Genomic DNA, 25,171 nt, shown 5'->3' with positions numbered 1-25,171 from the left:
TGTCATGCGGTCCGTGCGAGGGAAGGAACGGTCACGCCGCCTCGTCGGTATGGCCGAGCACCTCGCCGATCTTGCCGATCAGGTCCACCGCGGCCTCGCTGATGACGGTGCCCGGCGGGAAGATCGCCTTGGCGCCCGCCTTGTAGAGCGCGTCGTAATCCTGCGGTGGGACCACGCCGCCGACCACGATCAGGATGTCCTCGCGGCCGAGCTTCTCCAGCTCCGCCTTCAGTGCAGGAACCAGAGTCAGGTGCCCGGCGGCAAGCGAACTCGCGCCGATCACATGGACGTCGTTCTCCACCGCCTGGCGCGCGGCCTCTTCCGGGGTCTGGAACAGCGGCCCGATATCGACATCGAACCCGAGATCCGCGAAGGCCGACGCGATCACCTTCTGCCCCCGGTCGTGTCCGTCCTGGCCCATCTTGGCGATCAGGATACGGGGCCGGCGCCCTTCCATGGCCTCAAAGGCATCGACCGCCTTGCGGACCCGTTCAACGGATTCGGCACCCTTGCCGACTTCACTTGCATAAACGCCTGACACGGTCTTCACCTCCGCGACATGCCGCCCGTAGACAGTTTCCAGCGCGTCGGAGATCTCCCCGACCGTGGCCCGCGCCCGCGCCGCGTCGACCGCGAGCGCCAGCAGGTTGCCCTCGCCGGACCGGGCGGACTGGGTCAGCCTGTCGAGCATCTTCCGGGTCTCGTTTTCGTCCCGCTCGGCCCTCAGGCGCTCCAGCTTCTCGAGCTGCTGGCGGCGGACGGCCTGATTGTCGACCTTCAGGACCTCGACATTCTCGGGCTCGTCGATGCGGTACTTGTTCACGCCGACGATGGTCTGGCGGCCGCTGTCGATCCGCGCCTGAGTGCGGGCGGCGGCTTCCTCGATCCGCATCTTCGGAATCCCGGCCTCGATCGCCTTGGCCATGCCGCCGAAGCTTTCGACTTCCTCGATATGGGCCCAGGCGCGCTGCGCCAGATCGTGGGTCAGCCGCTCGACATAATAGCTGCCGCCCCAGGGATCGATGATGTTGCAGGTTCCGGTTTCCTGCTGGATCAGCAGCTGGGTGTTGCGGGCGATGCGGGCGGAGAAATCCGTCGGCAGGGCCAGCGCCTCGTCCAGCGCGTTGGTATGCAGCGATTGGGTATGGCCGTGGGTCGCGGCGAGCGCCTCGACGCAGGTCCGTACCGCGTTGTTGAAGACGTCCTGCGCGGTCAGCGACCAGCCGGAGGTCTGGCAATGGGTGCGCAGGCTGAGACTTTTCGGGCTCTTCGGATCGAACTGCTTCATCAGCTTGGCCCAGAGCAGGCGCGCGGCCCGCATCTTGGCGACCTCCATGAAGAAATTCATGCCGATGGCCCAGAAGAAAGAGAGCCGCGGCGCGAAAGCGTCGATATCGAGCCCCGCTTCCATGCCCGCACGGGCGTACTGCACCCCGTCCGCCAGCGTGTAGGCGAGTTCGAGGTCGGCCGTCGCGCCCGCTTCCTGCATGTGATAGCCGGAGATCGAGATCGAGTTGAAGCGCGGCATGTTCGCCGAGGTGAAGCCGAAGATGTCGGAGATGATCCGCATCGAGGGCGCCGGCGGGTAGATGTAGGTGTTGCGGACCATGAACTCCTTGAGGATGTCGTTCTGGATGGTGCCGCTGAGCTTCTCGGGTGAAACGCCCTGCTCTTCCGCCGCGAGGATGTAGAGGGCCATGACCGGCAGCACGGCGCCGTTCATGGTCATGGAAACGCTCATCTGGTCGAGCGGGATGCCGTCGAACAGCTGGCGCATGTCGAGGATGCTGTCGATCGCGACCCCGGCCATGCCGACATCGCCGACGACGCGCAGATGGTCGCTGTCATAGCCCCGGTGGGTCGCAAGGTCGAAGGCGACCGAAAGCCCCTTCTGCCCCGCGGCCAGATTGCGCCGGTAGAAGGCGTTCGACTGTTCCGCCGTGGAGAAGCCGGCATATTGCCGGATCGTCCAGGGCTTGTTGACGTACATGGTCGGATAGGGGCCGCGCAGGAACGGCGGCAGGCCCGGCCAGGTCTTCAGGAAGTCGAGCCCTTCGATATCCTCCGCCGTATAGAGCGGCTTCACGCCGATCCGCTCCGGCGTTTCCCAGAGCTTACCTTCCACCTTTGCGCTGCCCGCGGGCGCGCCGAGATCGATCTCGGAGAAATTGGGTATCGCACTCATTGCTCGATCACTCCCAATCCGGCGGCGACGTCCCGAAGGGTGGCAAGGGTCTGGTCGCCGACGAAGATGTACCCGTCGATACCGGCCGCGCGCCACGCCGCCTCGTTGTCGCCCGGACGGCCCGCGAGGAAAATCCGCTCCGCGCCCGCCCGTTTCAGCGTTCCGGCGGCGTCCACCGCTTCTTCGCCGTAGATTTTATCAGAGGAGCAGAGAACGGCAAAACGGCAGCCGCTCGCCACGAAGTCGGCGGCGTTCTGGGCCGGAACACTCTCCAACCCGCCGGCGGCGAAATAGTTCTGCGCGAAGGTCGCCCGGGCCGTGTAATCGACCGGCATCCCGATATTCAGCTGGAAGATCGCCGGGCGCTTGCCGGTTTCCGAAAGGAAGGCGTCGCTCGCATCGCGCAGCGCCTCGAAGCCCTCGCCCAGCCGGTGCCGTGCGAGCGCTTCCATCTCGGTACCCGCCTCCGTCCGCTTCGGCCAGGCCGCAGCGCCGAGTTTTGCCCGAAGCGCCTCACGGTCGACCGTCAGACCCGTGGCGGTTTCTTCCTTCAGGTTCGGATAGGCGCTGACGCCGGTCAGTTCGTCCTTGCGGCGCGCGAGATTGCGTTCCCGCTCCGCCCAGCCGTCGGCCACCTGCTCCGCAACCGCCCCGGAGGTCAGCGCCGCCGCCATACCGCCGTCGCGCTCTATCTGCTGCAGCAGCTCCCAGGCGCGGGACGCATACTCGTCGCTCAGCCGCTCCACGTACCACGAGCCGCCCGCCGGATCGGCGACCCGGTGCAGGTCGGACTCTTCCATCAGGATGATTTGCGTGTTGCGCGCGATGCGCCGGGCGAAGCCGTCCGGCAATCCGACGGTACTGTCATAGGGCAGCACCGTCAGGCTGTCGGCGCCGCCGACGCCGGCGGCGAAAGTGGAGACCGTGGCACGCAGCATGTTCACCCAGACGTCGCGTCCGGCGATTGCCCGCTCTGCGGTCACCACATGCTGCAGCATCGGCGTCTTTGCGGCATCTACACCGGATGCCTCGAGGATGCGGGCCCAGAGCCGCCGCGCCGCGCGCAGCTTGGCGATGCCCTGGAAAACATCGACGCCGAGCGCGTAGCTGAATTCGATCTGGCGGGCAGCGGTGGCCACGTCGAGCCCGGCGGCTTCCATTGCGCGCAGATAGGCAATCGCCGTCGCCATCGAAAAAGCGAGATCCTGGACCTCGTTCGCGCCCGCTTCGTAATAGGGCGCCGTGTCGACTCCGACGGCGCGGACTTTCGGATGCGCGGACGCGGCGCGCGACGCGGTTTCGCCAAGTTCTGCGAGTGCGGCATCGAGCGCGCTCGGAAGCCAGCCCTCGCGGGCCAGCGCACCGAGCGGATCGATCCGGAAGCTGCCGGAGACCTCGCCTGCGCCGTGTCCGCGTTTCGACCAGAGCTCTTCAAGGATAGCCGCCGAACGGGGTCCAAAGGCGCCCGCATCGAGCGCGACCGGCACCATGTCGAGGTGAATGCCGTCGAGCGCCCGGTCGAGATCGTCCGCGGAGCCGATGACGATGCCGTCCACACCGGGACGGTCGATCCGGAGCAGCACGGAGGTCGCGCCGCGTTCGAGATCCTGCTTCACCGCCTTCGCGGCTTCCGCCGGGTCGCCGTGCGCCTGCATCTGGCGCACGTCCCAGCCGGTCTCCGTCCGGGTTCCACCCGCGACCGGCGCCGCACGGCCCTCCGGCGCGTCCTCGGCCGTATAGATCGGCTGCAGCCGCAGACCCTCGTAGGTCTGGCGCGTCAGCACCTTCTCGAAGGATGCGCCCTTGAGCGCCGTCTCGACGGCCGCCATCCAGGCGTCTCGGGATGTCTCGGGAAAGTCCTCCGCGAGCGCCATCAAGGTTTCGTTGTCCAGGACCGACATTGCCTTGGCCACCTCTTCCACACTCTGTCGCGTTTGTCCTACCGGGTCGCCGCGGGTTCGGCAAGAAACTCGGTGATCTGAGGTGAATTCGCCGCAGCCCGCGATTCCGATTGTTTCCCGGAGCCGGCTCGGCTAAGGCGAAGCGTGACCGCCCAAAAACGGAAAGCCGCGAAGCGCATGCAGACCGTCACCGCCGACCGGGATCGGCCCTATTTCCTCTGGCTCCTGCTCGCCGTCGGCGCCCTTACCGCCGCCCGCATCGCCGTGCTGGGTTTCAGCAGCCTCGGGCTGCATGGCGACGAGGCGCAATACTGGTCCTGGAGCCGGGATCTCGCCTGGGGCTACTACACCAAACCGCCGCTGATCGCCTTCGTGATCGCCGCGGCCGAGAGCGTCTGCGGCAGCGGAACGGCCTGCATCAGGGCGCCGTCACCGCTGCTCCATGCCGGCACCGCGCTCGCGATCTATGGAATTGCCGTCACACTGACCGGCAGCAAGAGAGCCGGTTTCTGGTCGGGGCTGAGCTTTGCAACGCTGCCGGCCGTATCGCTCTCCAGCTTTCTGATCTCGACCGACGTGCCGCTGCTCTTCCTCTGGGCGGTCGCCTTGCTCGCTTTTGTCCGCAGCCTCAAAAGCGACTCCCTTGGCTGGCCACTGCTGCTCGGCCTCGCCGCCGGTGCGGGCTTCCTCGCCAAATATGCGATGGCCTATTTCATCCTCGGGATGGTGCTCTTCGCGCTCCTCACGCCCTCTCACCGTCCGTGGCTGTTGAGCCGGAAAGCGCTGGCCGCGCTGCTCGCCATGCTCGCGGTCTTCGCTCCGAACCTGCTCTGGAACGTCGAGTCCGGCTGGGTGACCTTCACCCATGTCGGTCAGAATACGAACCTGAAGGGCGACCTCTTCCATTTCGGCAAGATGCTGGAATTCGTCGGCAGTCAGGCCGGGGTCTTCGGGCCGGTCCTCTTCGTCGCGCTGCTCTGGCGCCTGGCCCTGCTGAGGCGGGAGCGCCCCGGCGAAAGCGAGAAACTCCTGCTCGCCTTCTGCGTTCCCGTGCTGCTGATCATCACCGTGCAGTCGTTCCTCAGCCGTGCCAACGCGAACTGGGCGGCCACCGCCTATGTCGCCGCCACGATCCTCACCGTCGCCTGGCTGCTGCGCCGCGACCTCGCGAAGATCGTCGCGGGCGGCATTGCCCTCAACCTGACCGCGGCGGCCGTCCTCGGGTTTTTCTTCCTTGGCCTGCCGGGTTTCGAGCCGCCGCTGAAGAGCGACCCGCTGCGCCGCCTGCGCGGATGGGATCAGACCGCCGCCCAGCTTCGGCCGGTGCTCGCCGCGCATCCGGACGCTGTCTGGCTGACGGAAGACAGGAAGACCATGGCCTCCCTGCTCTACGCCCTGCGCGACCTCGAACGGCGTCCACTGATGTGGGACTATGACGGCCATCCGGACCATCACTACGAACTTACCGAGCGCTATCTGCCAAAGCCGGGCGACCAGGTGCTGCTCGTGGCCAAGTGGGACAATCCCTTCCCGATCCTGGAACGGTTCGGAACAGTCGATCGCCTGCCCGCGGTCGAGGTCGATATCGGCGCCGGCGAGTCCCGTCGTCTGCACCTGTTCCTGCTCCGCAATCCATTGCCGTCTTCCGCCTCGTGAGGGCCCGTACAGGGTCGCATGGAGCGGAAAATCTTCCGCTGCCGATCGAAAACGCCGGGACAATTTGTTTTTCCCGTTTCGCGATGAAATTGTGATAGGCTCTGAACGGCCATATAACAATTGAATCAATCGGATGCAGCCTTCAGCTAGAGACAAGATCAAATCTATTTCAGAACTATCTGAAATAGCTGATAAAATTCGCGCTTCCGGAAAAACGATCGCTCATGCCCACGGTACGTTCGATCTGCTGCATCTCGGCCACGTCCGCCATCTCGAACATGCGCGGCGTGAGGGCGACGTACTGTTTGTCACCGTCACCGCGGACGAGCATGTCCACAAGGGTCCGGGCCGGCCCGTCTTCACCGATCAGCTCCGCGCCGAGATGCTGGCCGCGCTCGAATATGTAAGCTGGGTCGGCATCAACCACGCAGCCTCCGCCGAACAGGCGATCCATGCGATCAAGCCCGACGCCTACATCAAGGGCTCCGATTATGTCGATGCCGACCAAGACGTCACCGGCAAGATCGTCGATGAACGCCTCGCGGTCGAGCAGCATGGCGGGCGGATCGTTTTCACGGACGACATCACCTTCAGCTCGAGCGAGCTGATCAACCGTCACGTCGATGTCTTCGAGCCGGAAGTCCGGGAGTATCTCGACCGGGTCCGTAAAACGGTCGGGCTGCAGCAGCTGCTGGAATTGATCGACAGCATCAAGGACATGCGGATCCTGATCATCGGGGACACCATCCTCGACGAGTACCAGTATGTCTCGCCTTCGGGTCAGCCTTCCAAAGAGAACATCATGTCAACCCGCCACCAGGACATGGAGCTCTTTGCCGGCGGTGTGGTCGCGGCGGCAAACCATGTCGCAAGTTTCTGCAAGCAGGTCGATATCGTCACCTGCCTCGGAAAGAGCGATCCGCGCGAGAATTTCATCAAGACCCAGTCGCACGAGAACGTAAACCTCATTCCGGTCTATCGTCCGAACGCACCGACGACCCGCAAGGTTCGCTTCGTCGACAGCAGCTATCTGCGCAAGCTCTTCGAGGTGCAGTTCATCGAGGATTCGCCGCTGCCCCCGGCAGTGCTCGGCGATCTGCACGCGAAGATCGCGGAACTCGCGCCGCACTATGATGTCGTGATGGCAGCCGATTTCGGACACGGCCTGATCAACGGCGAGACGGTTGACCTGATTTGCGAGAAGGCCCCCTATCTTGCGGTCAATGCGCAGACCAACAGCGCGAACCGGGGCTACAATCTCATCACCAAATACCCTCGTGCGGACTATCTCTGTATCGACGCGCCCGAGGCCCGCCTCGCCGTCGGAGACCGGTTCAGCGATCTCGCGGTGATCGCTCAAGACGTATTGCCGAAGCGGTTAGACTGCCGCCGTATGATCCTGACCCATGGCCGGCATGGCTGCGTGGCCTACGATGCCGGATCGCCCGTCACTCAGATCCCGGCCTTCACCCGGCGGGTCGTCGACACGATGGGCGCGGGCGACGCGTTCTTCTCGATCACGGCGCCGCTGGCGAAGGTTGGAACGGATATTGCTATGATCGGTCTGATTGGAAATATCGCCGGAGCGATCAAGGTCGGAATCGTCGGCCACCGCGACTCGGTGAGCAAGGTAAACGTGATCAAAGCGTTGACCGCGTTATTGAAATAACGGCTCTGCCCGGAGCGAAGGGCGTCCGGGCCGGGTTTTTCGTGCGAGCAGGAAGAAAATGCCGGATACGAGTGCGACACAGTCCCCGATCCCCTATGTGAATATCGGGGCGCAGTTTGCGGAGGAGCGCGACGAGCTCATGCCGATCATCGAGGAAATCCTCATGAGCGGTATGTATGTCGGCGGCCCCTGGAACGAGAAACTCGAGGCCGCACTGGCCGAGCTTTGCGGCACCAAACATGCGGTGGCCCTGAACTCCGGCACCGATGCCCTGATCCTCTCGCTCGCCGCCCTCGGGATCGGACATGGCGACGAGGTCATCACGCCGCCGAATTCCTTCGTCGCCTCGACCGCCGTCATCGCGCATGTCGGAGCGACCCCGGTCTTCGCGGACGTGCTTCCGGACCAGAATATAGACCCGGCCGAGATCGAGAAGAAGATCACGGCGAAAACCAAGGCGATCATGCCCGTTCACCTGACGGGCCGGGTCGCCGACATGAAACCGATCCAGGAGATCGCCAAGCGGCACGGTCTCGCGATCATCGAGGACGCGGCGCAATCGATCGGGTCACGCTACGACGGCGTCATGAGCGGCGCGCTCGGCGACGTCGGATGCTTCTCGGCCCATCCTTTGAAGAACCTGAATGCCTGCGGCGATGCCGGTTTCCTGACCACCGACCGGGACGATGTCGCGGAATACGCCCGTCTTTACCGCAATCACGGACTTGTCGACCGGAACACCGTCACCCGTTTCGGCTCCGTCTCGCGGATGGACCAGATCCAGGCCGCGATCCTCTATTACCGCCTAGGGAAGATGGACGCGCTGATCGAGAAGCGGCGACGCAACGTCGCGCTCTATCGCGAGCTTCTGGATCCTGAGCTGGTCTTCGCGCCTCCCTGCCGGGAGATCGAATTCAACACCTTCCACACCTTCGTCATTCAGGTGGACCGCCGCGACGAGTTGCAGGCCCATCTGGGCGCGCAGGGCATCGGAACAGCGATCCACTATCCGGTGCCGATCCATCTGCAACCGGCCGCGGCCTATCTCGGCCACAAGGCCGGCGATTTCCCGGTAACCGAAGAACAGTCCCGGCGGATCATTACTCTTCCGGCCAACCAGAATCTGACGGAAGCGGAAATCACCCGCGTGGCGGCCAGTGTGAACCGTTTCCTGTCGAAGGGCAGCTAATGCCGGAGCGAAACGCATGAGCGAGCAGGCGATCAACTACGAGAACCTCGTGGCATCCTATGAGGACAGGCTCCTCAACCAGCTGAGGAGCCACGGCGTCGATCTCGACTTCCTCGAGATGTGGGTGCCGGACGAGGATTCGGTCGCCAGCATTCTCAACATGGCAGAAGCGGCGGGAGCTTTCGGCACGGAGAACTTCACGTTGCGCGTCTCGAACACGAGCCTGCCGCGCGCGAAACACGACGAGCTGCGCACTGCGCTGGGTCCGTTCTCGGATGTCGAGATCGACGATCATGGGGATTACTGCCTTGTCCATATCAGCAATATCAAAGCTTGAGGTGGCCATGGGTGAGCGTTCCGACATCCCGGCCGCCTTTGCCGAGCGGATCGCCGAGCAATTGAAGTCCCTGCCCCATTTGCAGAAATCCGGTGCCGCCTCCGCCGCCGGCCTTTCCGTCGCGGAAGCGGGTCTGGAGCTTATGCTCGAGTTCGAGAACGGCTCGGAAACGATCCGGCAAGCCCGGTTCTCCGCTCCGGAGACCGCGCCCGAAGCCGCAATTCTGGAAACGCTTTGCAGCTATGCCATCGGCGCGCCGGTCCGCGAGCTCACCGATCACGGGCTCATTTTCGCCTTGCAGCGACTGCGCGACCCGGAGATCCCCGCGCCGGTGAACGGCGTCCTGACACCGCGCAACGCCGGAGCCTGCTTCGCGGCTCCCCTGAAGCTGATGGCGGCCCTCCGGCGGGAGGCGGACGCGCGGTTCGGACGGCACAGCGACACTAATTTCTTCGACCGGCCGTACAGCGACGCCTGGAAAAAACTCGACAAGGCGGGCAAGCGGGACCTTGTCCTGCCGCATATCGAGAGCTTCAGGGATGCGCACAAAATAGCTGGCGACGCCTTCGAATTGGTCGAAATCGACCAATATGACCGTCTGTTCCTTGTCTTTTCCGACGAGGTGCCGGTCTGGGACAAGCCGGCAATGCTCATGGATCTCGAGCACTGGCTGCGCGAGAAGACCGGCGAACGCATCGAACTCTTCACCGAAGTGGTGAAGGACGCAAACCGCATCCGGCGTCTCTAGAACGGGGCCGACACGCGAGGAATGAAGCCATGACCGGAATGACAGATCATGTCGAGCTGATCCTGGACGGCACCAAGATCGCCTGGCATCAGGACCGCATCGATGCCTGGGAGCGTGGCGAGCGGATCGCACCGATCACGATCGACATGTCGCTCACCCGCGCCTGCAATTTCGCCTGCCATTTCTGCTATGCGATGCTGCAGGAAAACGAGCGCAAGGTGATCGACAAGAAGGCGATCTTCGAGTTCCTCGAGGACTGCGCCGAGATCGGCGTCAAGGGCATCAGCTTCGTCTCCGACGGCGAGAGCACGATCTCCCCCGTCTTCGTCGATGCCTGCAAGTACGGTCACGAACTCGGGCTCTCCATGGCTGTCGGCACCAACGGCTTCGTGCTGAACCGGCGCAAGCTGGAGGAGGTGCTGCCGTCGCTGACCTATCTGCGCGTCAACATCTCGGCCGGCGAGCGTCAGCGCTATGCCGAGATCATGGGCGTGAAAGAGCACTGGTTCGACCGCGTCTGCGAAAACATCAAGGCAATGGGCGAGATCAAGCGCGAGCAAGACCTCGACGTCACCATCGGCATGCAGATGGTGCTGATGCCGGAATATCACGACCAGATCATGCCCCTCGCCCGGCTCGGCAAAGAACTGCGGCCGGACTATCTCGTGATCAAGCATTGCAGCGACGACGAGGACGGCTCCCTCGGCGTCGATTACGGCGGCTACGCGAGCCTCTACGAGACACTGCACGCCGCCGAGGCGCTCTCGGACGAGAGCTACCAAGTCTCGGTCAAATGGTCGAAGATCGATACCGAAGGCACCCGCAGCTACCAGCGCTGCTATGGTGCGCCCTTCATGCTGCAAATGTCCGGCTCCGGCCTCGTCGCGCCTTGCGGCATGCTGTTCAACGAGCGTTACAAGAAGTTTCACATCGGCAACATCACCGAGCAGCGGTTCCGCGATATCTTCAACAGCGACCGTTACTGGGAAGTGATGAATTACCTCGCCAGCCCCGAATTCAACGCCCAGAAGATGTGCGGCAGCCTCTGCCTGCAGCACAAGGTCAACGAATTTCTCGATGGCTATCAGAAAGGCGAGTTCGAACTGCCTCCGATGAAGGGCGAACCGCCGATGCATATCAATTTCATCTGAGCCGGGGAGCAACGACAAACATGGCCGAGAACGACTACCGGCTCCGGTGCATGAGGCAGATGCTGCGCATCCGCCTCGTCGAGGAAACCATCGCCGAGCGCTATGCAGAGCAGGAAATGCGCTGCCCGGTTCACCTTTCCGTCGGACAGGAAGCCACCGCAGTCGGCGTCTGCGACGTTCTGCAGAGCGAAGACAGGGTCTTCAGCAGTCACCGCTCCCATGCGCACTATCTCGCCAAGGGCGGCAATCTCAACGCCATGATGGCCGAGATCTACGGCAAGCGGGATGGCTGCATCGGCGGCCGCGGCGGCTCGATGCACCTGATGGATCCGGAGGCCGGCATGATGGCCAGCATCCCGATCGTGGCCAGCTCGATCCCGCTCGCCACGGGGACCGCGCTCTCCGACAAGTTCGACGGTAACGGCAAGGTGACAGTGTCCTTCCTCGGCGACGCCTGCCTCGAGGAAGGCGTCTTCCACGAATCCGCCAATTTCGCGCGGCTCCGCGGACTGCCGGTCGTCTATGTCTGCGAGAACAATCTCTATTCGGTCTATACCAACCTGGCGGACCGCCAGCCCGAGCGGCCCCTGACGGATGTCGCCAAGGCGCACGCCCTGGAAAGCCGCCATGTGGACGGCAACGATCTCGACGCCGTGCGCGAGGCCGCGTCCTGGGCGGTGGAAACGTCGCGCACCGGAACGCCGACTTTCCTGCTGCTGGACACCTACCGCTGGCGCGAGCATTGCGGGCCGAACTTCGACAATCACATCGGCTACCGGACCGAAGAGGAATTCCAGACCTGGCGCGTCCGCGACCCGCTCGAGCGGTACCGGAAGCAACTGGAAGAGGCCGGCGTCCTTTCCGCCGGATCCTATGCCGAGCTCGAACGGACGCTGCAGGCCGAGGTCGACGCGGCTTTCACATTCGCAATCAATTCTCCGCTTCCGGAGCCGAACGAGGCGCGTGCCCATGTCTATGCCTGAACCCGCGAGCGCGGCCGGTGCCCCGGTCATCAACATGGGAACGGCGATCCGGGACGGACTCCTGGAAGCCGCGAGACGCGACCCGTCCGTGATCTTTTTCGGCGAGGGTGTCGAGGATCCGGGCGCGCTTTTCGGTACCCTGAAGGATATCGGCAAGCATATCGGCCACGATCGGATGATCGAGATGCCGATCGCAGAAAACGGCCTGATCGGCGTCGCGATCGGCGCCGCTCTAGCTGGGAAACGGTCCGTCGTGACCCTGCAGCGCGTCGAATTCGCCCTCCTCGCCCTTGAGCAGATCCTGAACAATGCCGCGAAGATGCATTACGTCAGCAGGGGAAATCACAAGGTTCCGCTGGTTCTGCGGATGATCGTCGGACGCGGCTGGGGTCAGGGTCCGGAGCATTCCCAGAGCCTCGAAGCGATCTTCGCGCACGTGCCCGGCCTGAAAGTGATCATGCCGGCCTTTGCCGAAGATGCCAAAGGCATGGTCACGGCCGCGGTCGAGGACGACAATCCGGTGGTCGTCATCGAACACCGCTGGTCGCACTACACGACGAGCGCCGTCGCGGAGGGTTATGTCCATCGTCCGCTCGACGGACCGCGCACGGTTCGCCAGGGCGACGGGCTGACCATCGTCGCGACCTCCTACATGACGCTGGAGGCGGTGCGCGCCGCCGACGGGCTGGCCGAGGCGGGTTATCCGGTCGAGGTACTGGATCTCCGGGTTGTCCGCCCGCTCAATCTCGATCCGATCGTGGAGAGCGTCGCCCGCACCGGGCGTCTGCTCACCGTCGACACCGGTTTCCGGATGTTCGGCATCGGCGCGGAAATCGCCTCCGAGGTCACCTCCCGCTGCTTCGACCTGCTGGAGGCGGCACCGGTTCGCATGGGTCTGCCGGATCATCCCACTCCGAGTTCCCGGGGCCTCGTGCGCGGCTTCTATCCGGACGCCGCCCGGATCGCCAGAACCGCGGGCGAGATGATGGGACTTGAGGAGGCGACGATTTCCCAGGTCGAGGAGAAGATCCTCGCGGACCGGGGCGATGTTCCGATCGACGTGCCCGATCCCTTCTTCAAGGGTCCGTTCTGATGGCCGTCGACCCCGCGCCGGTCATGAAGGTTCGCTATTCGCCGCTTGAACAGCAGTTCGCCGACGTCGACGAGGTTTTCGAGGACCTCAAGGCCCTCGTCCGCTCGACGGATTTCACCCTCGGCAAGGTGGTCGGCGAGTTTGAGGAGATGTTCGCCGCCGCCGTCGGCAGCAAATACGCGATCGGCGTCGGCTCGGGCACCGATGCGCTGAAGATCCCGCTGAAAGCGCTCGGGATCGGTCCCGGCGACGAGGTCATCACCGCCGCCAACACCTTCTATGCCACTGCCGGCGCCATCGCCGAGACCGGCGCCAGGATCGTCTTCGTCGATTGCGACGACACGTTCGGGATCGATCCCGAGCTGATCGAGGCTGCGATCACGCCGCGCACCAAGGCGATCATGCCGGTGCATCTGACCGGTGACATGGCGAACATGACCCGGATCGTGGAGATCGCCGAAAAGCACGGCCTGAAGGTAGTCGAGGACGCCTGTCAGAGCCTGCTGGCGAAGGAGAGCGGGCGCCCGGCCGGGACCTGGGGCATCGCCGGCGGCTTTTCCATGCACCCGCTGAAGATCATCAATGTCTGGGGCGATGCCGGCGTGATCGTCACCGACGATCCGGAGATGGACCGGATGTGCCGGCTGCTGCGCAACCACGGCCTCAGGAACCGGGACGAAATGGAGATCCTCGGCTACAATACGCGGCTCGATTCGGTGCAGGCCGTGGTCGGCAAATGGATCGTCGCCAAGGTCGAGGACATTGTCGCGGCGCGCATCCGCAATGCGGAGCGTTACGATGCCGCCTTCGCGGACATTCCGGAAATCACCATCCCCCTGCGCAGGGCCGCGAAAGGCCCGGACGAAAGGGCGGTCTATCTGAATTACGTGGTCTTCGCTGAGCGCCGGGACGACCTGCTCGCGCATTGCCGGGCGAACGGCATCGACGCCAAGGTGCATTACCCGATCGCGCTCTACAGGCAGGAGGCCCTGCACCATCTCGGCTATCCGGCCGGCGCATTTCCGGTCACGGACCGTCACACGGAAACCATCATCAGCTTCCCTGCGGACCAGCATCTCCAGACAGAGGAGATCGATTACCTGATCGGCGTTGTGCGGGGCTTCTACGGACGCTGAGGCAGCGTCGCGACCACATCGCCGACCCGCTCCGTTCCAGGGCGGCTCAACACCCAGAGCAGGCCGCCAAGACTGGCAGCGACGATCACCGACAAGCCCCAGAGGATCGACGCTGCGAGGGCATGCTCCGGCGCCATGCCGGTCATCACGAAGATGCCGACCATGAGTCCTTCGCGCACGCCCCAGCCGCCGACCGAGATCGGCAGCAGGGTTCCGAGGATCACCAACGGCAGCGCCCCCAGCACCATGAGAAAATCGACTTCCACCGAGATCGAGCGGAAGACGACCCAGAGCCCCAGCGCGCTGATCACGTGGAGCAGGTAGCTCAGACCTATGATAATCGCGGACCGGTAACCGGCACGCCAGAGCACACGGGAGTCGCGAAGCATGGCGGCGAACGGGCGACCGAAACGGTGGTCCTCGATCATGTCGGCGATCCAGTCCGCGCTCGACAGCCCCATGGCGAGCAGCACCATCGCGCCGCCGACCACGAGGATCGCGACCGTTTCGAGATTCGGATCGGGTGCCACCTTTGCCACCGTGACGCTGGTCACAACGAGCATCGTCAGGATCGAGACCAGACCCGCTGTCCGGTCCAGCAGAACGGTGCTTGCGGCGCGGGATAGCGGGAGACCATGGCGGCTGACCAGCCAGATCCGCACCGTGTCCGCGCTGAGCGATCCAGGGAGCGCCTGATTGAAGAACATCCCGGCGAGGAGAATGCGGAAGGTTTGCCACGGCGAAAGCGGCACACCGGTCCCGCGGATCAGCAGGAACCAGCGTGTAGCGCCGATACAAAACTGAAGAATGACGATCCCGACAACAGCCGCGAGCAGAGGAAGAGACGGCGAGAGGGCTGCCGAGAGCAGACGCGAGAAATCGACATGATAAAAGAGCGACCCTATCAAGCAGAGGCTGACTGCCAGCTTCAGGAAAAGTCTCAATCTCACCGCGGTCGGGTTCCGTTCTTGCTCTGGAGCATCTGGTTGCCGGGCTGATCTCCACCACGCGGCAATGAGATGCCAGCCGATGGAAGAGGTATGCATTGCCTGAATTTGACTATAGTCCCAAGTCGTCCGATATGGATCAGAAAACTGCCCGGGCATATCTGATCTGCGCCACTTGACGGATCGCGTCCGGCGGAACTCTATTCTTTGGCACGTTGTGCCTCGGCAACCCTCAGGAGACCGGAACCGGATGGCAACCTGCGTCCCCCAGCCGTTTGATACCGGTTTCATCGGCGGTCCCGTTTACCGTATCGAGATTACCGCAGCAGCCGAAATCGCGGGCCTCCGGACCTTGGTGCCGGAAGACGCCGCGCTGGTATCGGTCCGCATCCCGGTATCCTGGGGCGCCCCGGATGCGCATTCCGGCTTCCGCGAAATAGAGACCCTGGTGTCGCTTGAGCGCTCTCTCACGACTGAAGACGCCAGATTTCAGGGCGCCCAGATCCGCTGTTCGCGGGCGGAGGACGCCGAAGCCTGCGCCGCGATTGCCGAAACCGCATTCTCCGCCGACCGCTACCACGCCGACCCTCTGATCGACGACTGTATCGCGGCGCGTATCAAAGCCGCGTGGGCTCGGAACGAGGTGACCGGACGCACGGACCGTACCTTCATCTACGAGAGCAATGGAGAGATTCTCGGTTTCAACGGCTGCCTCGTGCGGGGCGGAGTGATGATCGTCGATCTTGTTGCCGTCGCGAGCGGGCACCAGGGCAAAGGGATCGGGGCGGAGTTGCTGAAGGCGGCGTTTGCCCATTATGCGCATCAGGTCGGGAAAACCCTGATCGCAACACAGGCGAGCAATCTCGGCGCGCTGGCACTCTACCGCAAGCTCGGCTATGTCGAGACCGGCCGCATGCGAACCTTCCACTTCACGCCGGCCCCGATCGGCTCCGCCTGACCCCCCGACCTTCGTCACTCGAGGAAATTCGGATTCAGCTTGGCGTAACTGACACCGAGGCGCCGCGGCCAGCGGACGGCCTTGCCCGCCGGCGGCCGGATGTTCGGGTCATATGTTCCCGCCACCTCGGTATATCTCCGCTGCAGCGCCACATCTTCCCATTGCGGATCTTCCAGGCGTTTGAGCATCTCCTCGGCGCCCGCAAGCAGCTCCTCCGGGGAGTTGCTCTCGACCGTCAGTCCCTTTTCGGCGAACTCCTCGGTGGCCAATACGTGCTGGACGCCCTGCTGCCATTGTTCGGCGTAGCTGAGTTCATGCCCGCTGCTGTCGAAGAAATGTTTGTAGATGGTCACTTCCTGCGGAAGGAAACTCCAGAATGTCTGCGGATAGGCGTTCGTGAAAAAAATCGGCTTGCCGAAGCCCTGCATGAGCGACCAAGGTCCGGACAGCGTGCAAATGCCCATACGGCAGAGTCCGCAAAGCCCGACATCGAGATAGTCTTCATACGCCTCATCGCGCATGACTTCGACATAGTTCGGCGATCCGATCTCCAGCGCCGGGCTCGCCACGTCCCCAATGCGCAGCACATTCAATCCGCTTTCAAGCAAACGTTCGACCGCCGGCCGATAGGTCTCGATCGGGCTGAAGCGGAAGGAGTGGTAGCTCATTTCCGGAGCGAAACCGGCGTCACGCACATGCATGACCACGAATGGCGCCCGGGGATCGAGACCGCGCGCCTCAAGAAAGCCTTCGGTCCGCGCCCGTATGCTGTCCGGCAAAGTGAAGAAGACATGGTCGGCGCCGCCAGCCAGAAGGCGGGTGTGGTATTCGGAGAATTTGAGGGTGGGCAGGAGCAGCAGATCCGTCCCCCCGACGGAAACCAGACCCGCATCGATGAAGCCGAGAGTCGTCAGGATCAGGTCGTCGGTCTCGACGGTCTCGAACTCAAGATCCATGACCTCCCGAAAAGCCTTGTTCGCATAATCGGCGAGCGGCGCGGTCACCATGATAATCTGATCGTAGCCGAAGACCCGCATGTGGGCGAGACACCAGGCCTCATGCGTCAGATGGCCGATCCGCGCCACCTGGGCATTGACGTAGACAAGGCTCTTCGCACCCGGCCTGATATGCGGCCGGACCAGGTCGAGAAGACGCCCAAGATGATGTGCAAGCCGGTCCGGCTCCGTCAGTTCCGCTCTGAAGAGTTCGGTACGATCCCGATGCATATGTCTGTGCCTTCGACTCTTGAATCAGACGCACGACCTTAGCATCGCGAGGAAAGCCAGGCGCCGAATTTCGTCAGGCGGCAACGGCCTTCGGATCGTAGTCGAGATTTGACGCCAGCCAGCGCTCGACCTCCTCGATCGTAACGCCCTTCCGCCTGGCATAATCGGTGACCTGGTCGCGACCGATCCGGCCAAGACCGAAGTAGCGCGCCTCCGGATGGGCGAAATATAGTCCCGACACCGAAGAGGCCGGCCACATGGCGCAGCTTTCCGTGAGCGAGATCCCGGTCGCGGCTTCGGCGTCGAGCAAGCGGAACAGCTCCGGTTTCTCGGTATGGTCCGGACAGGCCGGATAGCCCGGCGCGGGGCGGATGCCGCGATACTCCTCGGCGATCAGCTGGTCGTTGCCGAGATGCTCGTCCGGCGCGTAGCCCCAGAACTCCTTGCGCACCCGCTCGTGCATGCGCTCGGCGAAGGCTTCCGCCAGCCGGTCACCGAGCACCTTCATCAGGATCGCGTCGTAATCGTCATGCTTGGCTTCGAGGCGTTTCGCCCGCTCGTCGATTTCCGCCCCTGCGGTGACGGCGAAGCCGCCGACATAATCCGGCACCCCGGTTTCCAGCGGCGCCACGAAATCGGCAAGCGCCAGGTTCGCCCGGTCGGCGCGGCTGTGAATGCGCTGCTGGCGGAGGGTGTGGATCGTGCCCAGCTTCTCTCCCCGGCTTTCATCGGCGAAGAGCGCGATGTCGTCGCCGAAAGATGCCGCCGGCCAGAAGCCGATCACCGCGCGGGCACGTACCCATTTGTCGGCGATCATGCTCTCCAGCATCCGCATGCCGTCGTCATAGAGCGGCCGCGCCGCCGCCCCGACCTTCGGATCGTCGAGAATCTCCGGGAAACGGCCATGCAGCTCCCAGGCCTGGAAGAACGGCTTCCAGTCGATCCGGTCCGCCAGTTCGGCGAGGTCGTAATGGTCGAACACCCTGGTGCCGAGGAAGGACGGCTTCGGCGGCGTATAATTCTGCCAGTCAAGCGCTTCCCGGTTCTCCCGCGCCTCGGCCAGCGACAGGCGCTTGGCGCCGCTGCTGCCGCGGGCGTGATGGGCGCGAATCTTCTCGTACTCGTTCGCCACCTCGGCGGAGAAGTTCTTGCTGTTGCTCGCGGAGAAAAGATTGCCCGTGACGCCGACCGCACGGGAGGCATCGGTCACATAGACCACCGGACCGTCATAGTTCGGCGAGATCTTCACCGCCGTGTGGACCTTGCTCGTGGTCGCTCCGCCGATCAGCAGCGGCAGGGCCAGCTTCTCGCGCTTCATTTCCGAGGCGACGTAGCACATCTCCTCGAGGCTCGGCGTGATCAGGCCGGAGAGACCGATGGCGTCGACCTTCTCCGCCTTCGCGACCTCGAGGATCTTGGCGGACGGCACCATCACGCCGAGATCGATGACTTCGTAGTTGTTGCACTGGAGCACGACGCCGACGATGTTCTTGCCGATATCGTGCACGTCGCCCTTCACGGTCGCGAGCAGGATCTTGCCATTCGAGCGGGCCCCACCGTCTTTCTCCTGCTCCATGTAGGGCAGCAGGACGGCGACCGCCTTCTTCATCACCCGCGCGCTCTTCACCACCTGCGGCAGGAACATCTTCCCCGCACCGAAGAGATCGCCGACGACATTCATGCCGTCCATCAGCGGGCCCTCGATGACATCGAGCGGCCGGCCCATGGAGAGACGGGCTTCCTCGACATCGGCCTCGACGAAATCGGCGATGCCATGCACCAGGGCGTAGGAGAGCCTTGCTGCGACCTCCTGATCGCGCCAGGCGAGATCGGCTTCCTTTTCCTTCGCCTGACCGCGGAAGCTCTCGGCGATTTCCAGCAGACGCTCCGTCGCATCGTCCCGGCGGTTGAGCACGACGTCCTCGGCCCGCTCGCGCAGCTCGTTCGGGATGTCCTCGTACACCGGCAGGGCGCCCGCATTGACGATCGCCATGTCCATGCCGGCCTTGATGGCATGGAACAGAAAGACGGAATGGATCGCCTCGCGGACTGTGTTGTTGCCACGGAAGGAGAAGGACAGGTTGGAGAGGCCGCCGGAGACATGGGCGCCCGGCAGCTCGGTACGGATCCGGTGCGCCGCCTCGATGAAGGCGCGACCGTAATCGTTATGCTCCTCGATCCCGGTCGCGACCGCGAAGATGTTCGGGTCGAAGATGATGTCCTCGGGCGGGAAACCGACTTTCTCGACCAGAAGATTGTAGGAGCGCTTGCAGATCTCGAACTTGCGCTCCGCCGTATCCGCCTGGCCGTGCTCGTCAAACGCCATGACGACGACGGCGGCGCCGTAGCGCCGGACCAGACGGGCCTGCTTCAGGAACGGTTCCTCGCCTTCCTTCAGGCTGATGGAATTGACCACCGACTTGCCCTGAACGCATTTCAGCCCGGCCTCGATCACCTCCCACTTGGAACTGTCGATCATCACCGGGACCTTGCAGATGTCCGGCTCGGAGGCGATCAGGTTCAGAAAGCGGACCATCGCCTCCTTCGAATCCAGCATCGCCTCGTCCATGTTGATGTCGATGATCTGCGCGCCGCTCTCGACCTGCTGACGCGCGACCTCGAGCGCGGTCTCGTAATCGCCCTCGAGGATCAGCCGCTTGAAGCGGGCGGAGCCGGTGACGTTGGTGCGCTCGCCGATATTGACGAAACGGGCGATGCTGTCGGTCGCGGTGCTCATGCCGGCACCTCGAACGGCTCAAGGCCGGACAGCCGCATGCGACGTGGTGGCACCGGTATGTCGCGTGGAGGCACGTCCTTCACCGCCTCGGCTATGGCGCGGATATGGTCAGGCGTCGTGCCGCAGCAGCCGCCGACGACATTGACCAGACCGTCACGGGCCCAGGCGCCGATCTCGCGCGCGGTTTCCTCCGGGGTCTCGTCATAACCTCCGAAGGCGTTCGGCAGACCGGCATTCGGATATGCGCTGACGCGGGTCTCTGCGACGCGCGACAGTTCGGCCAGGAAGCCGCGGAGCTGGTTCGCCCCGAGCGCGCAATTGAGCCCGACGCTGACCGGGTTTGCGTGCCGCACGGAGTTCCAGAAGGCCTCCGGCGTCTGACCCGATAGCGTGCGGCCGGAGAGATCGGTGATCGTGCCGGAAATCATCAGCGGCAGATGCAAGCCCATCTCCTCGCCGAGTTCATCGATGGCAAAGAGTGCCGCCTTGGCGTTCAGCGTATCGAAGATGGTTTCGACCAGCAGCAGATCCGCCCCGCCCTCGACGAGGCCGCGCGCCGCTTCCTTGTAGGATGCGGCGAGTGTGTCGAAGGAAACGTTCCGAAAAGCCGGATCGTTCACGTCCGGCGAGATCGAGGCTGTCCGGTTGGTCGGGCCAAGCGCGCCGGCGACGAAGCAGACGCGCCCCGGATTTTCCTGCTCGACCCTGTCGGCGGCCAGACGCGCGAGGCGCGCGCCCTCGAAGTTGATTTCGGTGACGAGGTCCTCGGCCGCATAGTCCGCCTGCGCGATTGAGGTCGCGCTGAAGGTATTGGTCTCGACGATATCCGAGCCGGCCTCGAAATAGGCGCGGTGGATTTCCTCAACGATGTCCGGACGCGTGAGGTTCAGGATATCGTTGTTGCCGCGCAGATCGTGGCTGTGATCCTTCAGCCGCTCGCCGCGGTAGCCGGCCTCGTCCAGATTGTAGCCCTGGATCATCGTGCCCATGGCACCGTCCATCACCAGGATGCGCTCGCCGATCAGCAGATCGAAGGCGACCCTGCGCTGTTCGCGTGTCATGTCAGTTTCTCCGTTGAATGACCGCCGCGGCGGTTCCGAGGCTCGTCTTGATGACGCGCCGAAGGTCGCGCGGCGAGGAAGATGGCAGGAAGGCGAGACGACCGCCGAGCAGCGGATCCTCGCAAAGCGTCCGGACCGTCGCCGCATCCGCCGCCGGGCTGAGGGCGATCGGCCCGTTCCAGAACGGCAGCACATGCTCAAGCAGCTCCGGTGCCGTTTCGGGAAGATCGCCCGGATTGACCCCCAGCGCCGCCGCGTGCGCCGTCGCCGCCACGACGGCAGCCTGGGAAAGCTCGTCATGCAACCGGTCCCGGTCGATCTGGCCGGGCATCATCGCGGGGTGCAGCAGGAGCAGCAGCGGTACCGTGCGTTTTGCCTCGCTCATGCCCCAGCGCGCTCCGTTGAGCACCGCGGCGAGCTGGGCCGGACGCGCCGGGAGATCGAGCAGGACCGCGTCGACCCCACCGGCGACCTGCGCCGAAACGAGGCAGCGCGCCGCCGAACCGAGTTCGTCCTCCGTCATGAAGCCCGTTGCCGGGACCCGTGACGGCAGGCGCACATCGCCGATCACATGCACCCGGTGCGCGGCCTCGTCCGCCACCGTGCGGGCCAGCTCAGCGCCGAGGAAACTGACGGCAAAGGCCTCGTCGAACATGCGGAAGTTGCGCAGCAGCTGCGGCGCCGCATTGCCGGAATTGGTGAAGATGATTTCCGCCCCCGCCTTCACGAAGCGGCGGTGCACCTTCATGACGAGCTTGGGCCGGTCGATATTGAGCGCTTCCACGCAGCCGCTCTGCCCGACCCAGCGCGTAAGCTGGGTCGCCGGCGCGGGCGCCGCGTGGGGGATGCGCTCTCCGGTTCCGGTCATGCCGCCTCCGAGACGTCCGGACGGATGCCGAGCAGATGACAGACCGCATAGGTTAGCGACGGCACGTTGAGGGTGTAGAAATGGAAATCTCTCACCCCTTCGGCCATCAGATCGTGGCAGAGGTCGGCGGCGGTGCTGGCGGCGACCAGCTCGCGGGTCTCCGGATCCTCGTCCAGCCCCTCGAAACGCTCGTGCAGCCAGGCGGGAACGGTCGCGCCGCAGGCCTTGCTGAAATTCACCGTCTTGCCGAAATTGGTGATCGGCATGATGCCCGGCACGATCGGCACGTCGATGCCGGCCGCGGCGACCTTGTCGCGGAAGCGCAGGAACAGCTCCGCATCGAAGAAATACTGCGTGATCGCCCGCGCCGCGCCGTTGTTGATCTTCGCCTTCAGGTTCTCGATATCGGCGGCTTCCGACGGCGAATCCGGATGGGCCTCCGGATAGGCGGCAACGGAAATGTCGAAATCGCCGATCCTGCGAAGCCCCTCGACCAAAGCGGCAGCATTCGCGTAGCCGCCCGGATGCGGAATGTATTTCCCGCTGCCCTTCGGCGGATCGCCGCGCAACGCGACGAGATGCGTGATGCCTTCGTCCAGCCAACCGCGGGCAATGGCATCGATCTCCGCCTTCTCCGCGCCGACGCAGGTCAGATGCGCCGCCGGCACCATGCGGCCGTCGCGCTTGAGCGTCCTTACGATGTTCAGGGTCCGCTCGCGCGTCGTACCGCCGGCCCCATAGGTCACAGAGGCGAAGGCCGGACGCAAAGGGGCCAGCTTTTCGACCGTGTTCCAGAGGCGCGCTTCCGCAGCTTCGCTGGTCGGCGGGAAGAATTCGAAACTGACGTTGAGATCCTGGGTCATCAGAGTGCCTCCGCAACGAGATCATTGGCGACTTCGATCCGGCTACGGCCGGTCCAGATGCAGACGGTGAGCGTGCCGCCGTCGATCCGCTCGACATTCTGGAGTTCGAGCCCGACCTTCTTGAACAGACGCTCCACGTCGCTGTCCGAGAAGCCGAGCCAGCGGTGGGCATGGCGTTCGCGCAGATCGGTCAGGTCGTGGGTCGCGAAATCGACCACCACCAGCCGGCCGCCCGGGCGCAGCACCCGCGCCGCTTCCCGCACCATCTCGCCCGGGTTGTCCGCGTAGTGCATCAGCATGTTCGCAGTCACTGCATCGAAGCGGTGGGCGGGGAACGGAAGGCGGTACATGTCGCCGTGCCGGACCTGGCAGTTCCGGAGCGTGTCCTGGTCGAGATAGCTGCGGGCGATGGCCAGCATCTCACGGGAATTGTCGACGCCGACGGCGGAGCGCACCTCGTCGCCGACCAGCCGGAGCACGCGCCCGGTGCCGGTACCGATGTCGAGCAGGTCGCGGACCGGCGCACTCAGGATCCGGCGCTTAAGCCGCGCATCGACGTCGTCGTCGTCGATATGCTCACCGCGCAGATCGTCCCAATTCTTCGCGTTCCGGCGGAAATATTCCTCCGCCACCTGGGCCCGCTGCACCTTGATTTCTTCAAGGCGTTCCAGGTCGACGGCAATGACGTCGTCACCGTCGGGGGTAAGGTCGACCAGAATGCGGGCCAGATCGGAAACCTCGCTGTCCTCGGCGAGGCGGTAGAAGGCACGGCTGCCTTCCTGATGCCGGTCGAGCAGGCCGGCATCCACCATCAGTTTGAGATGGCGGGAGACCCGGGGCTGACTTTGCCCCAGCACCTGCACCAGTTCGGTAACGGACAGTTCGGCATGGGCGCAGAGGACCAGGATCCGCAGCCGCGTCGGTTCGGAGACGGCCCGAAGGCCCTGCAGCAATGTTTCCACGATCCATCCATACAATCATATAAAGATGTCTTTATGTTTTTATGCGTTGATATTATTTGAGTCAAGCGCGTTCGCCCGGAACGCGTCGACTGGGTCATGATTTAGGAGGAGAGAGCGGAAAGCCGCCGAAGCAGGTATGCGGAAAGACCGCTGAAGGAAGAATGCCGCAAATTCTTTGACATTGCGGCGCCGAGATCCCATAGAAAAGCCAATTCGGATGCTCGATCACCTCACGGAATGGCACCAAGCAATGTTCCTGGAATTTCTTGAATCCGCCGGATCGGTTGTCGCGATTCTCGCCGGGATCGCTCTCTTCTTCTGGACCAGCCTCACGCTCGCGATCCACCGCTTGAAGAAAGGCGAGACCGTAAAGGATATGGCGAAAGAAACGGAATCGCTTGAAAAAGAGATCGACGAGATCATCGTCGAGATCCGCAAAAACAACGGCCGCAAGACCCATCCGCCGATCACTGCCTGACAGCCAGCGGCGATTTCTCGTCTTTCAAATATGGTCTCTGGAAGCAGACGCGGCCAGGTTGACTGACCGCGTCAATTCCCAGTTCTCAGATATTGCTGTTGGCGTCCAGCGTCCGGCCGATCGCGGCCGCAACGGGGCGCATGGCCTTCATCATGTCATCGAATTGCTCGAAAGAACTCGCCTGTAGCGGGTCTACCGCGGCATTGCGCGGATCGGGGTGCACTTCCAGCATCAGGGCGTCGGCACCGGCGGCAAGCGACGCCAGCATCATGGATTTGACCCAAGGCTGCCAGAAAGTGGCATGGGACGGATCGGTCATGACCGGCAGGTGGGTCACTTCCTGCGCCGCCGGAACGACCTGAAGGTCGAGCATGAAGCGGGAGGTCGCCCGATGCGTATGCGGCGCGACGACACCGCGCTCGCAGAGCACGATCTGCGGTTCCATACCGAGGCGATCATGCTCCAGCGCGATATATTCCGCGGCCATCAGCCAGTCGCGCAGGGACGAGCCGTAACCGCGCTTCAGCATCACCGGCATGCCGGCCTTGCCGACCTCTGTCAGCAGCGGATAGTTCTGCATGTTCCGCGTGCCGATCTGCAGCATGTCGGAATGCTTGGCGACGATGTCGATCTTGGAGATCTCCATCACCTCGGTGACGATCGGCAGACCGGTTTCCTGTTTCGCGACAGAGAGCCATTTCAGGCCGTCTTCCCGCGGCTCGAAGAATTTCGGGCTGCGATAGGGGAAGCTCAGCGGCTTGAACGCGCCGCCGCGCAGGAAGTGACCGCCGGATGCCTTGATCGCCTTCGCGCTTTCGACGATCAGGTCCTCGGTCTCGACCGTATTAGGGCCGGCCATGACCGGCACGAGCGGACCGCCGATCTCGATGCCGCCGCAGGTGAAGACCGTCTTGTGATCGGGCGACTTCTTGGCCACCAGCGGGATCTTTCCGGCGATATCGTCCTCGCTCAGATCCTTGCCCGGAAATTTGTTTTCAACAGCCATGGTTCGTTCCCTCCTGG

The 25,171-nt window shown here is 63.8% G+C and carries 21 protein-coding genes; 10 read left to right on the top strand and 11 right to left on the bottom strand.

From position 1 onward, the window contains the following. Positions 1 to 31 precede the first annotated feature (31 nt). On the bottom strand, positions 32 to 2,185 hold the full coding sequence (scpA, locus tag IG122_RS22365; RefSeq protein ID WP_193188791.1) for a methylmalonyl-CoA mutase: 2,154 nt from the start codon (positions 2,183 to 2,185) through the stop codon (positions 32 to 34). Beyond that, positions 2,182 to 4,086, bottom strand: coding sequence for a methylmalonyl-CoA mutase subunit beta (locus IG122_RS22360; RefSeq protein ID WP_193188790.1), 1,905 nt, complete (start codon positions 4,084 to 4,086; stop codon positions 2,182 to 2,184). Before IG122_RS22360 ends, scpA begins: the two co-directional genes overlap by 4 nt. 144 nt (positions 4,087 to 4,230) lie before the next feature. On the opposite strand from IG122_RS22360, the gene IG122_RS22355 reads away from it, so the two are divergent. The 9 genes from IG122_RS22355 to IG122_RS22315 all read left to right on the top strand — a co-directional run bounded on the left by IG122_RS22355 (position 4,231) and on the right by IG122_RS22315 (position 14,048). Continuing rightward, the gene (locus tag IG122_RS22355; RefSeq protein ID WP_193188789.1) at positions 4,231 to 5,742 is read left to right on the top strand and encodes an ArnT family glycosyltransferase; all 1,512 of its coding nucleotides are present in this window, start codon (positions 4,231 to 4,233) and stop codon (positions 5,740 to 5,742) included. A gap of 133 nt (positions 5,743 to 5,875) precedes the next feature. Beyond that, positions 5,876 to 7,411, top strand: a complete 1,536-nt coding sequence (locus tag IG122_RS22350; RefSeq protein ID WP_193188788.1) for a PfkB family carbohydrate kinase — start codon at positions 5,876 to 5,878, stop codon at positions 7,409 to 7,411. A gap of 58 nt (positions 7,412 to 7,469) precedes the next feature. Continuing rightward, the gene (locus tag IG122_RS22345) at positions 7,470 to 8,600 is read left to right on the top strand and encodes a DegT/DnrJ/EryC1/StrS family aminotransferase (RefSeq protein ID WP_193188787.1); all 1,131 of its coding nucleotides are present in this window, start codon (positions 7,470 to 7,472) and stop codon (positions 8,598 to 8,600) included. A gap of 16 nt (positions 8,601 to 8,616) precedes the next feature. Next, complete coding sequence (locus IG122_RS22340; protein WP_193188786.1) at positions 8,617 to 8,937, top strand: hypothetical protein; 321 nt, start codon at positions 8,617 to 8,619, stop codon at positions 8,935 to 8,937. Between the two features lie 7 nt (positions 8,938 to 8,944). Then, a complete protein-coding gene (locus tag IG122_RS22335) occupies positions 8,945 to 9,685 on the top strand; it encodes a hypothetical protein (protein WP_193188785.1) in 741 nt (246 codons plus the stop codon). Positions 9,686 to 9,714: 29 nt separating this feature from the next. Next, complete coding sequence (locus IG122_RS22330) at positions 9,715 to 10,836, top strand: radical SAM protein (RefSeq protein ID WP_193188784.1); 1,122 nt, start codon at positions 9,715 to 9,717, stop codon at positions 10,834 to 10,836. Between the two features lie 20 nt (positions 10,837 to 10,856). After that, positions 10,857 to 11,819: a thiamine pyrophosphate-dependent dehydrogenase E1 component subunit alpha gene (locus IG122_RS22325; RefSeq protein ID WP_193188783.1), complete on the top strand. Its 963-nt coding sequence runs from the start codon at positions 10,857 to 10,859 to the stop codon at positions 11,817 to 11,819. Then, positions 11,806 to 12,912, top strand: coding sequence for an alpha-ketoacid dehydrogenase subunit beta (locus IG122_RS22320; protein ID WP_193188782.1), 1,107 nt, complete (start codon positions 11,806 to 11,808; stop codon positions 12,910 to 12,912). Before IG122_RS22325 ends, IG122_RS22320 begins: the two co-directional genes overlap by 14 nt. Continuing rightward, positions 12,912 to 14,048 carry a DegT/DnrJ/EryC1/StrS family aminotransferase gene (locus tag IG122_RS22315; protein WP_226893855.1) on the top strand — a complete coding sequence of 379 codons (1,137 nt, stop codon included), beginning with the start codon at positions 12,912 to 12,914 and terminating at the stop codon, positions 14,046 to 14,048. The genes IG122_RS22320 and IG122_RS22315 overlap by 1 nt, the downstream gene beginning before the upstream one ends. Here the strand turns inward: IG122_RS22315 and IG122_RS22310 are convergent. After that, positions 14,036 to 14,998: a lysylphosphatidylglycerol synthase transmembrane domain-containing protein gene (locus tag IG122_RS22310; protein ID WP_193188781.1), complete on the bottom strand. Its 963-nt coding sequence runs from the start codon at positions 14,996 to 14,998 to the stop codon at positions 14,036 to 14,038. The two genes, IG122_RS22315 and IG122_RS22310, sit on opposite strands and share 13 nt — an antisense overlap. A 247-nt stretch (positions 14,999 to 15,245) precedes the next feature. Here IG122_RS22310 and IG122_RS22305 point away from each other — a divergent pair, with 247 nt between their 5' ends. Then, positions 15,246 to 15,953 (top strand): GNAT family N-acetyltransferase, encoded by a 708-nt coding sequence (locus tag IG122_RS22305; RefSeq protein ID WP_193188780.1) that lies wholly within the window; start codon positions 15,246 to 15,248, stop codon positions 15,951 to 15,953. A gap of 14 nt (positions 15,954 to 15,967) precedes the next feature. Here IG122_RS22305 and IG122_RS22300 read toward each other — a convergent pair whose 3' ends face one another. From IG122_RS22300 to IG122_RS22270, 8 genes are all read right to left on the bottom strand, one after another. Continuing rightward, positions 15,968 to 17,179 (bottom strand): TIGR04372 family glycosyltransferase, encoded by a 1,212-nt coding sequence (locus IG122_RS22300; protein WP_193188779.1) that lies wholly within the window; start codon positions 17,177 to 17,179, stop codon positions 15,968 to 15,970. Positions 17,180 to 17,252: 73 nt separating this feature from the next. Next, positions 17,253 to 19,916 (bottom strand): methionine synthase, encoded by a 2,664-nt coding sequence (gene metH / locus IG122_RS22295; protein WP_226893854.1) that lies wholly within the window; start codon positions 19,914 to 19,916, stop codon positions 17,253 to 17,255. After that, positions 19,913 to 20,977 carry a homocysteine S-methyltransferase family protein gene (locus tag IG122_RS24210; RefSeq protein ID WP_226893853.1) on the bottom strand — a complete coding sequence of 355 codons (1,065 nt, stop codon included), beginning with the start codon at positions 20,975 to 20,977 and terminating at the stop codon, positions 19,913 to 19,915. The genes metH and IG122_RS24210 overlap by 4 nt, the downstream gene beginning before the upstream one ends. 1 nt (position 20,978) lies before the next feature. Next, entirely contained in the window at positions 20,979 to 21,845 is an 867-nt protein-coding gene (locus tag IG122_RS22290) for a homocysteine S-methyltransferase family protein (RefSeq protein WP_193188778.1), read from the bottom strand. Beyond that, positions 21,842 to 22,708 (bottom strand): methylenetetrahydrofolate reductase [NAD(P)H], encoded by an 867-nt coding sequence (gene metF / locus IG122_RS22285; protein ID WP_193188777.1) that lies wholly within the window; start codon positions 22,706 to 22,708, stop codon positions 21,842 to 21,844. The genes IG122_RS22290 and metF overlap by 4 nt, the downstream gene beginning before the upstream one ends. Beyond that, positions 22,708 to 23,670 carry an ArsR/SmtB family transcription factor gene (locus IG122_RS22280; protein WP_193188776.1) on the bottom strand — a complete coding sequence of 321 codons (963 nt, stop codon included), beginning with the start codon at positions 23,668 to 23,670 and terminating at the stop codon, positions 22,708 to 22,710. The genes metF and IG122_RS22280 overlap by 1 nt, the downstream gene beginning before the upstream one ends. A 94-nt stretch (positions 23,671 to 23,764) precedes the next feature. After that, a complete protein-coding gene (locus IG122_RS22275) occupies positions 23,765 to 24,130 on the bottom strand; it encodes a hypothetical protein (RefSeq protein WP_193188775.1) in 366 nt (121 codons plus the stop codon). A gap of 103 nt (positions 24,131 to 24,233) precedes the next feature. Continuing rightward, complete coding sequence (locus tag IG122_RS22270; RefSeq protein WP_193188774.1) at positions 24,234 to 25,154, bottom strand: 3-deoxy-7-phosphoheptulonate synthase; 921 nt, start codon at positions 25,152 to 25,154, stop codon at positions 24,234 to 24,236. Positions 25,155 to 25,171 lie beyond the last annotated feature (17 nt).

The organism is Nisaea sediminum (genome assembly GCF_014904705.1).
GTDB classification, from domain to species: Bacteria; Pseudomonadota; Alphaproteobacteria; order Thalassobaculales; family Thalassobaculaceae; genus Nisaea; species Nisaea sediminum.
The sequence above is the reverse complement of the archived record's forward strand: the minus strand, read 5'-3'. Positions and strand labels throughout refer to the sequence as shown.

Coding starts and splice junctions, on each gene's coding strand:
- IG122_RS22335 (WP_193188785.1), top strand. CDS start 8,945: ATGGGTGAGCGTTCCGACATCCCGGCCGCCTTTGCCGAGCGGATCGCC.
- IG122_RS22350 (WP_193188788.1), top strand. CDS start 5,876: ATGCAGCCTTCAGCTAGAGACAAGATCAAATCTATTTCAGAACTATCT.
- IG122_RS22305 (WP_193188780.1), top strand. CDS start 15,246: ATGGCAACCTGCGTCCCCCAGCCGTTTGATACCGGTTTCATCGGCGGT.
- scpA (WP_193188791.1), bottom strand. CDS start 2,185: ATGAGTGCGATACCCAATTTCTCCGAGATCGATCTCGGCGCGCCCGCG.
- IG122_RS22275 (WP_193188775.1), bottom strand. CDS start 24,130: ATGGGTCTTGCGGCCGTTGTTTTTGCGGATCTCGACGATGATCTCGTC.
- IG122_RS22340 (WP_193188786.1), top strand. CDS start 8,617: ATGAGCGAGCAGGCGATCAACTACGAGAACCTCGTGGCATCCTATGAG.
- IG122_RS22330 (WP_193188784.1), top strand. CDS start 9,715: ATGACCGGAATGACAGATCATGTCGAGCTGATCCTGGACGGCACCAAG.
- metH (WP_226893854.1), bottom strand. CDS start 19,916: ATGAGCACCGCGACCGACAGCATCGCCCGTTTCGTCAATATCGGCGAG.
- IG122_RS22270 (WP_193188774.1), bottom strand. CDS start 25,154: ATGGCTGTTGAAAACAAATTTCCGGGCAAGGATCTGAGCGAGGACGAT.
- IG122_RS22300 (WP_193188779.1), bottom strand. CDS start 17,179: ATGCATCGGGATCGTACCGAACTCTTCAGAGCGGAACTGACGGAGCCG.
- IG122_RS22290 (WP_193188778.1), bottom strand. CDS start 21,845: ATGACCGGAACCGGAGAGCGCATCCCCCACGCGGCGCCCGCGCCGGCG.
- IG122_RS22325 (WP_193188783.1), top strand. CDS start 10,857: ATGGCCGAGAACGACTACCGGCTCCGGTGCATGAGGCAGATGCTGCGC.
- IG122_RS22360 (WP_193188790.1), bottom strand. CDS start 4,086: ATGTCGGTCCTGGACAACGAAACCTTGATGGCGCTCGCGGAGGACTTT.
- IG122_RS24210 (WP_226893853.1), bottom strand. CDS start 20,977: ATGACACGCGAACAGCGCAGGGTCGCCTTCGATCTGCTGATCGGCGAG.
- metF (WP_193188777.1), bottom strand. CDS start 22,708: ATGACCCAGGATCTCAACGTCAGTTTCGAATTCTTCCCGCCGACCAGC.
- IG122_RS22315 (WP_226893855.1), top strand. CDS start 12,912: ATGGCCGTCGACCCCGCGCCGGTCATGAAGGTTCGCTATTCGCCGCTT.
- IG122_RS22345 (WP_193188787.1), top strand. CDS start 7,470: ATGCCGGATACGAGTGCGACACAGTCCCCGATCCCCTATGTGAATATC.
- IG122_RS22320 (WP_193188782.1), top strand. CDS start 11,806: ATGTCTATGCCTGAACCCGCGAGCGCGGCCGGTGCCCCGGTCATCAAC.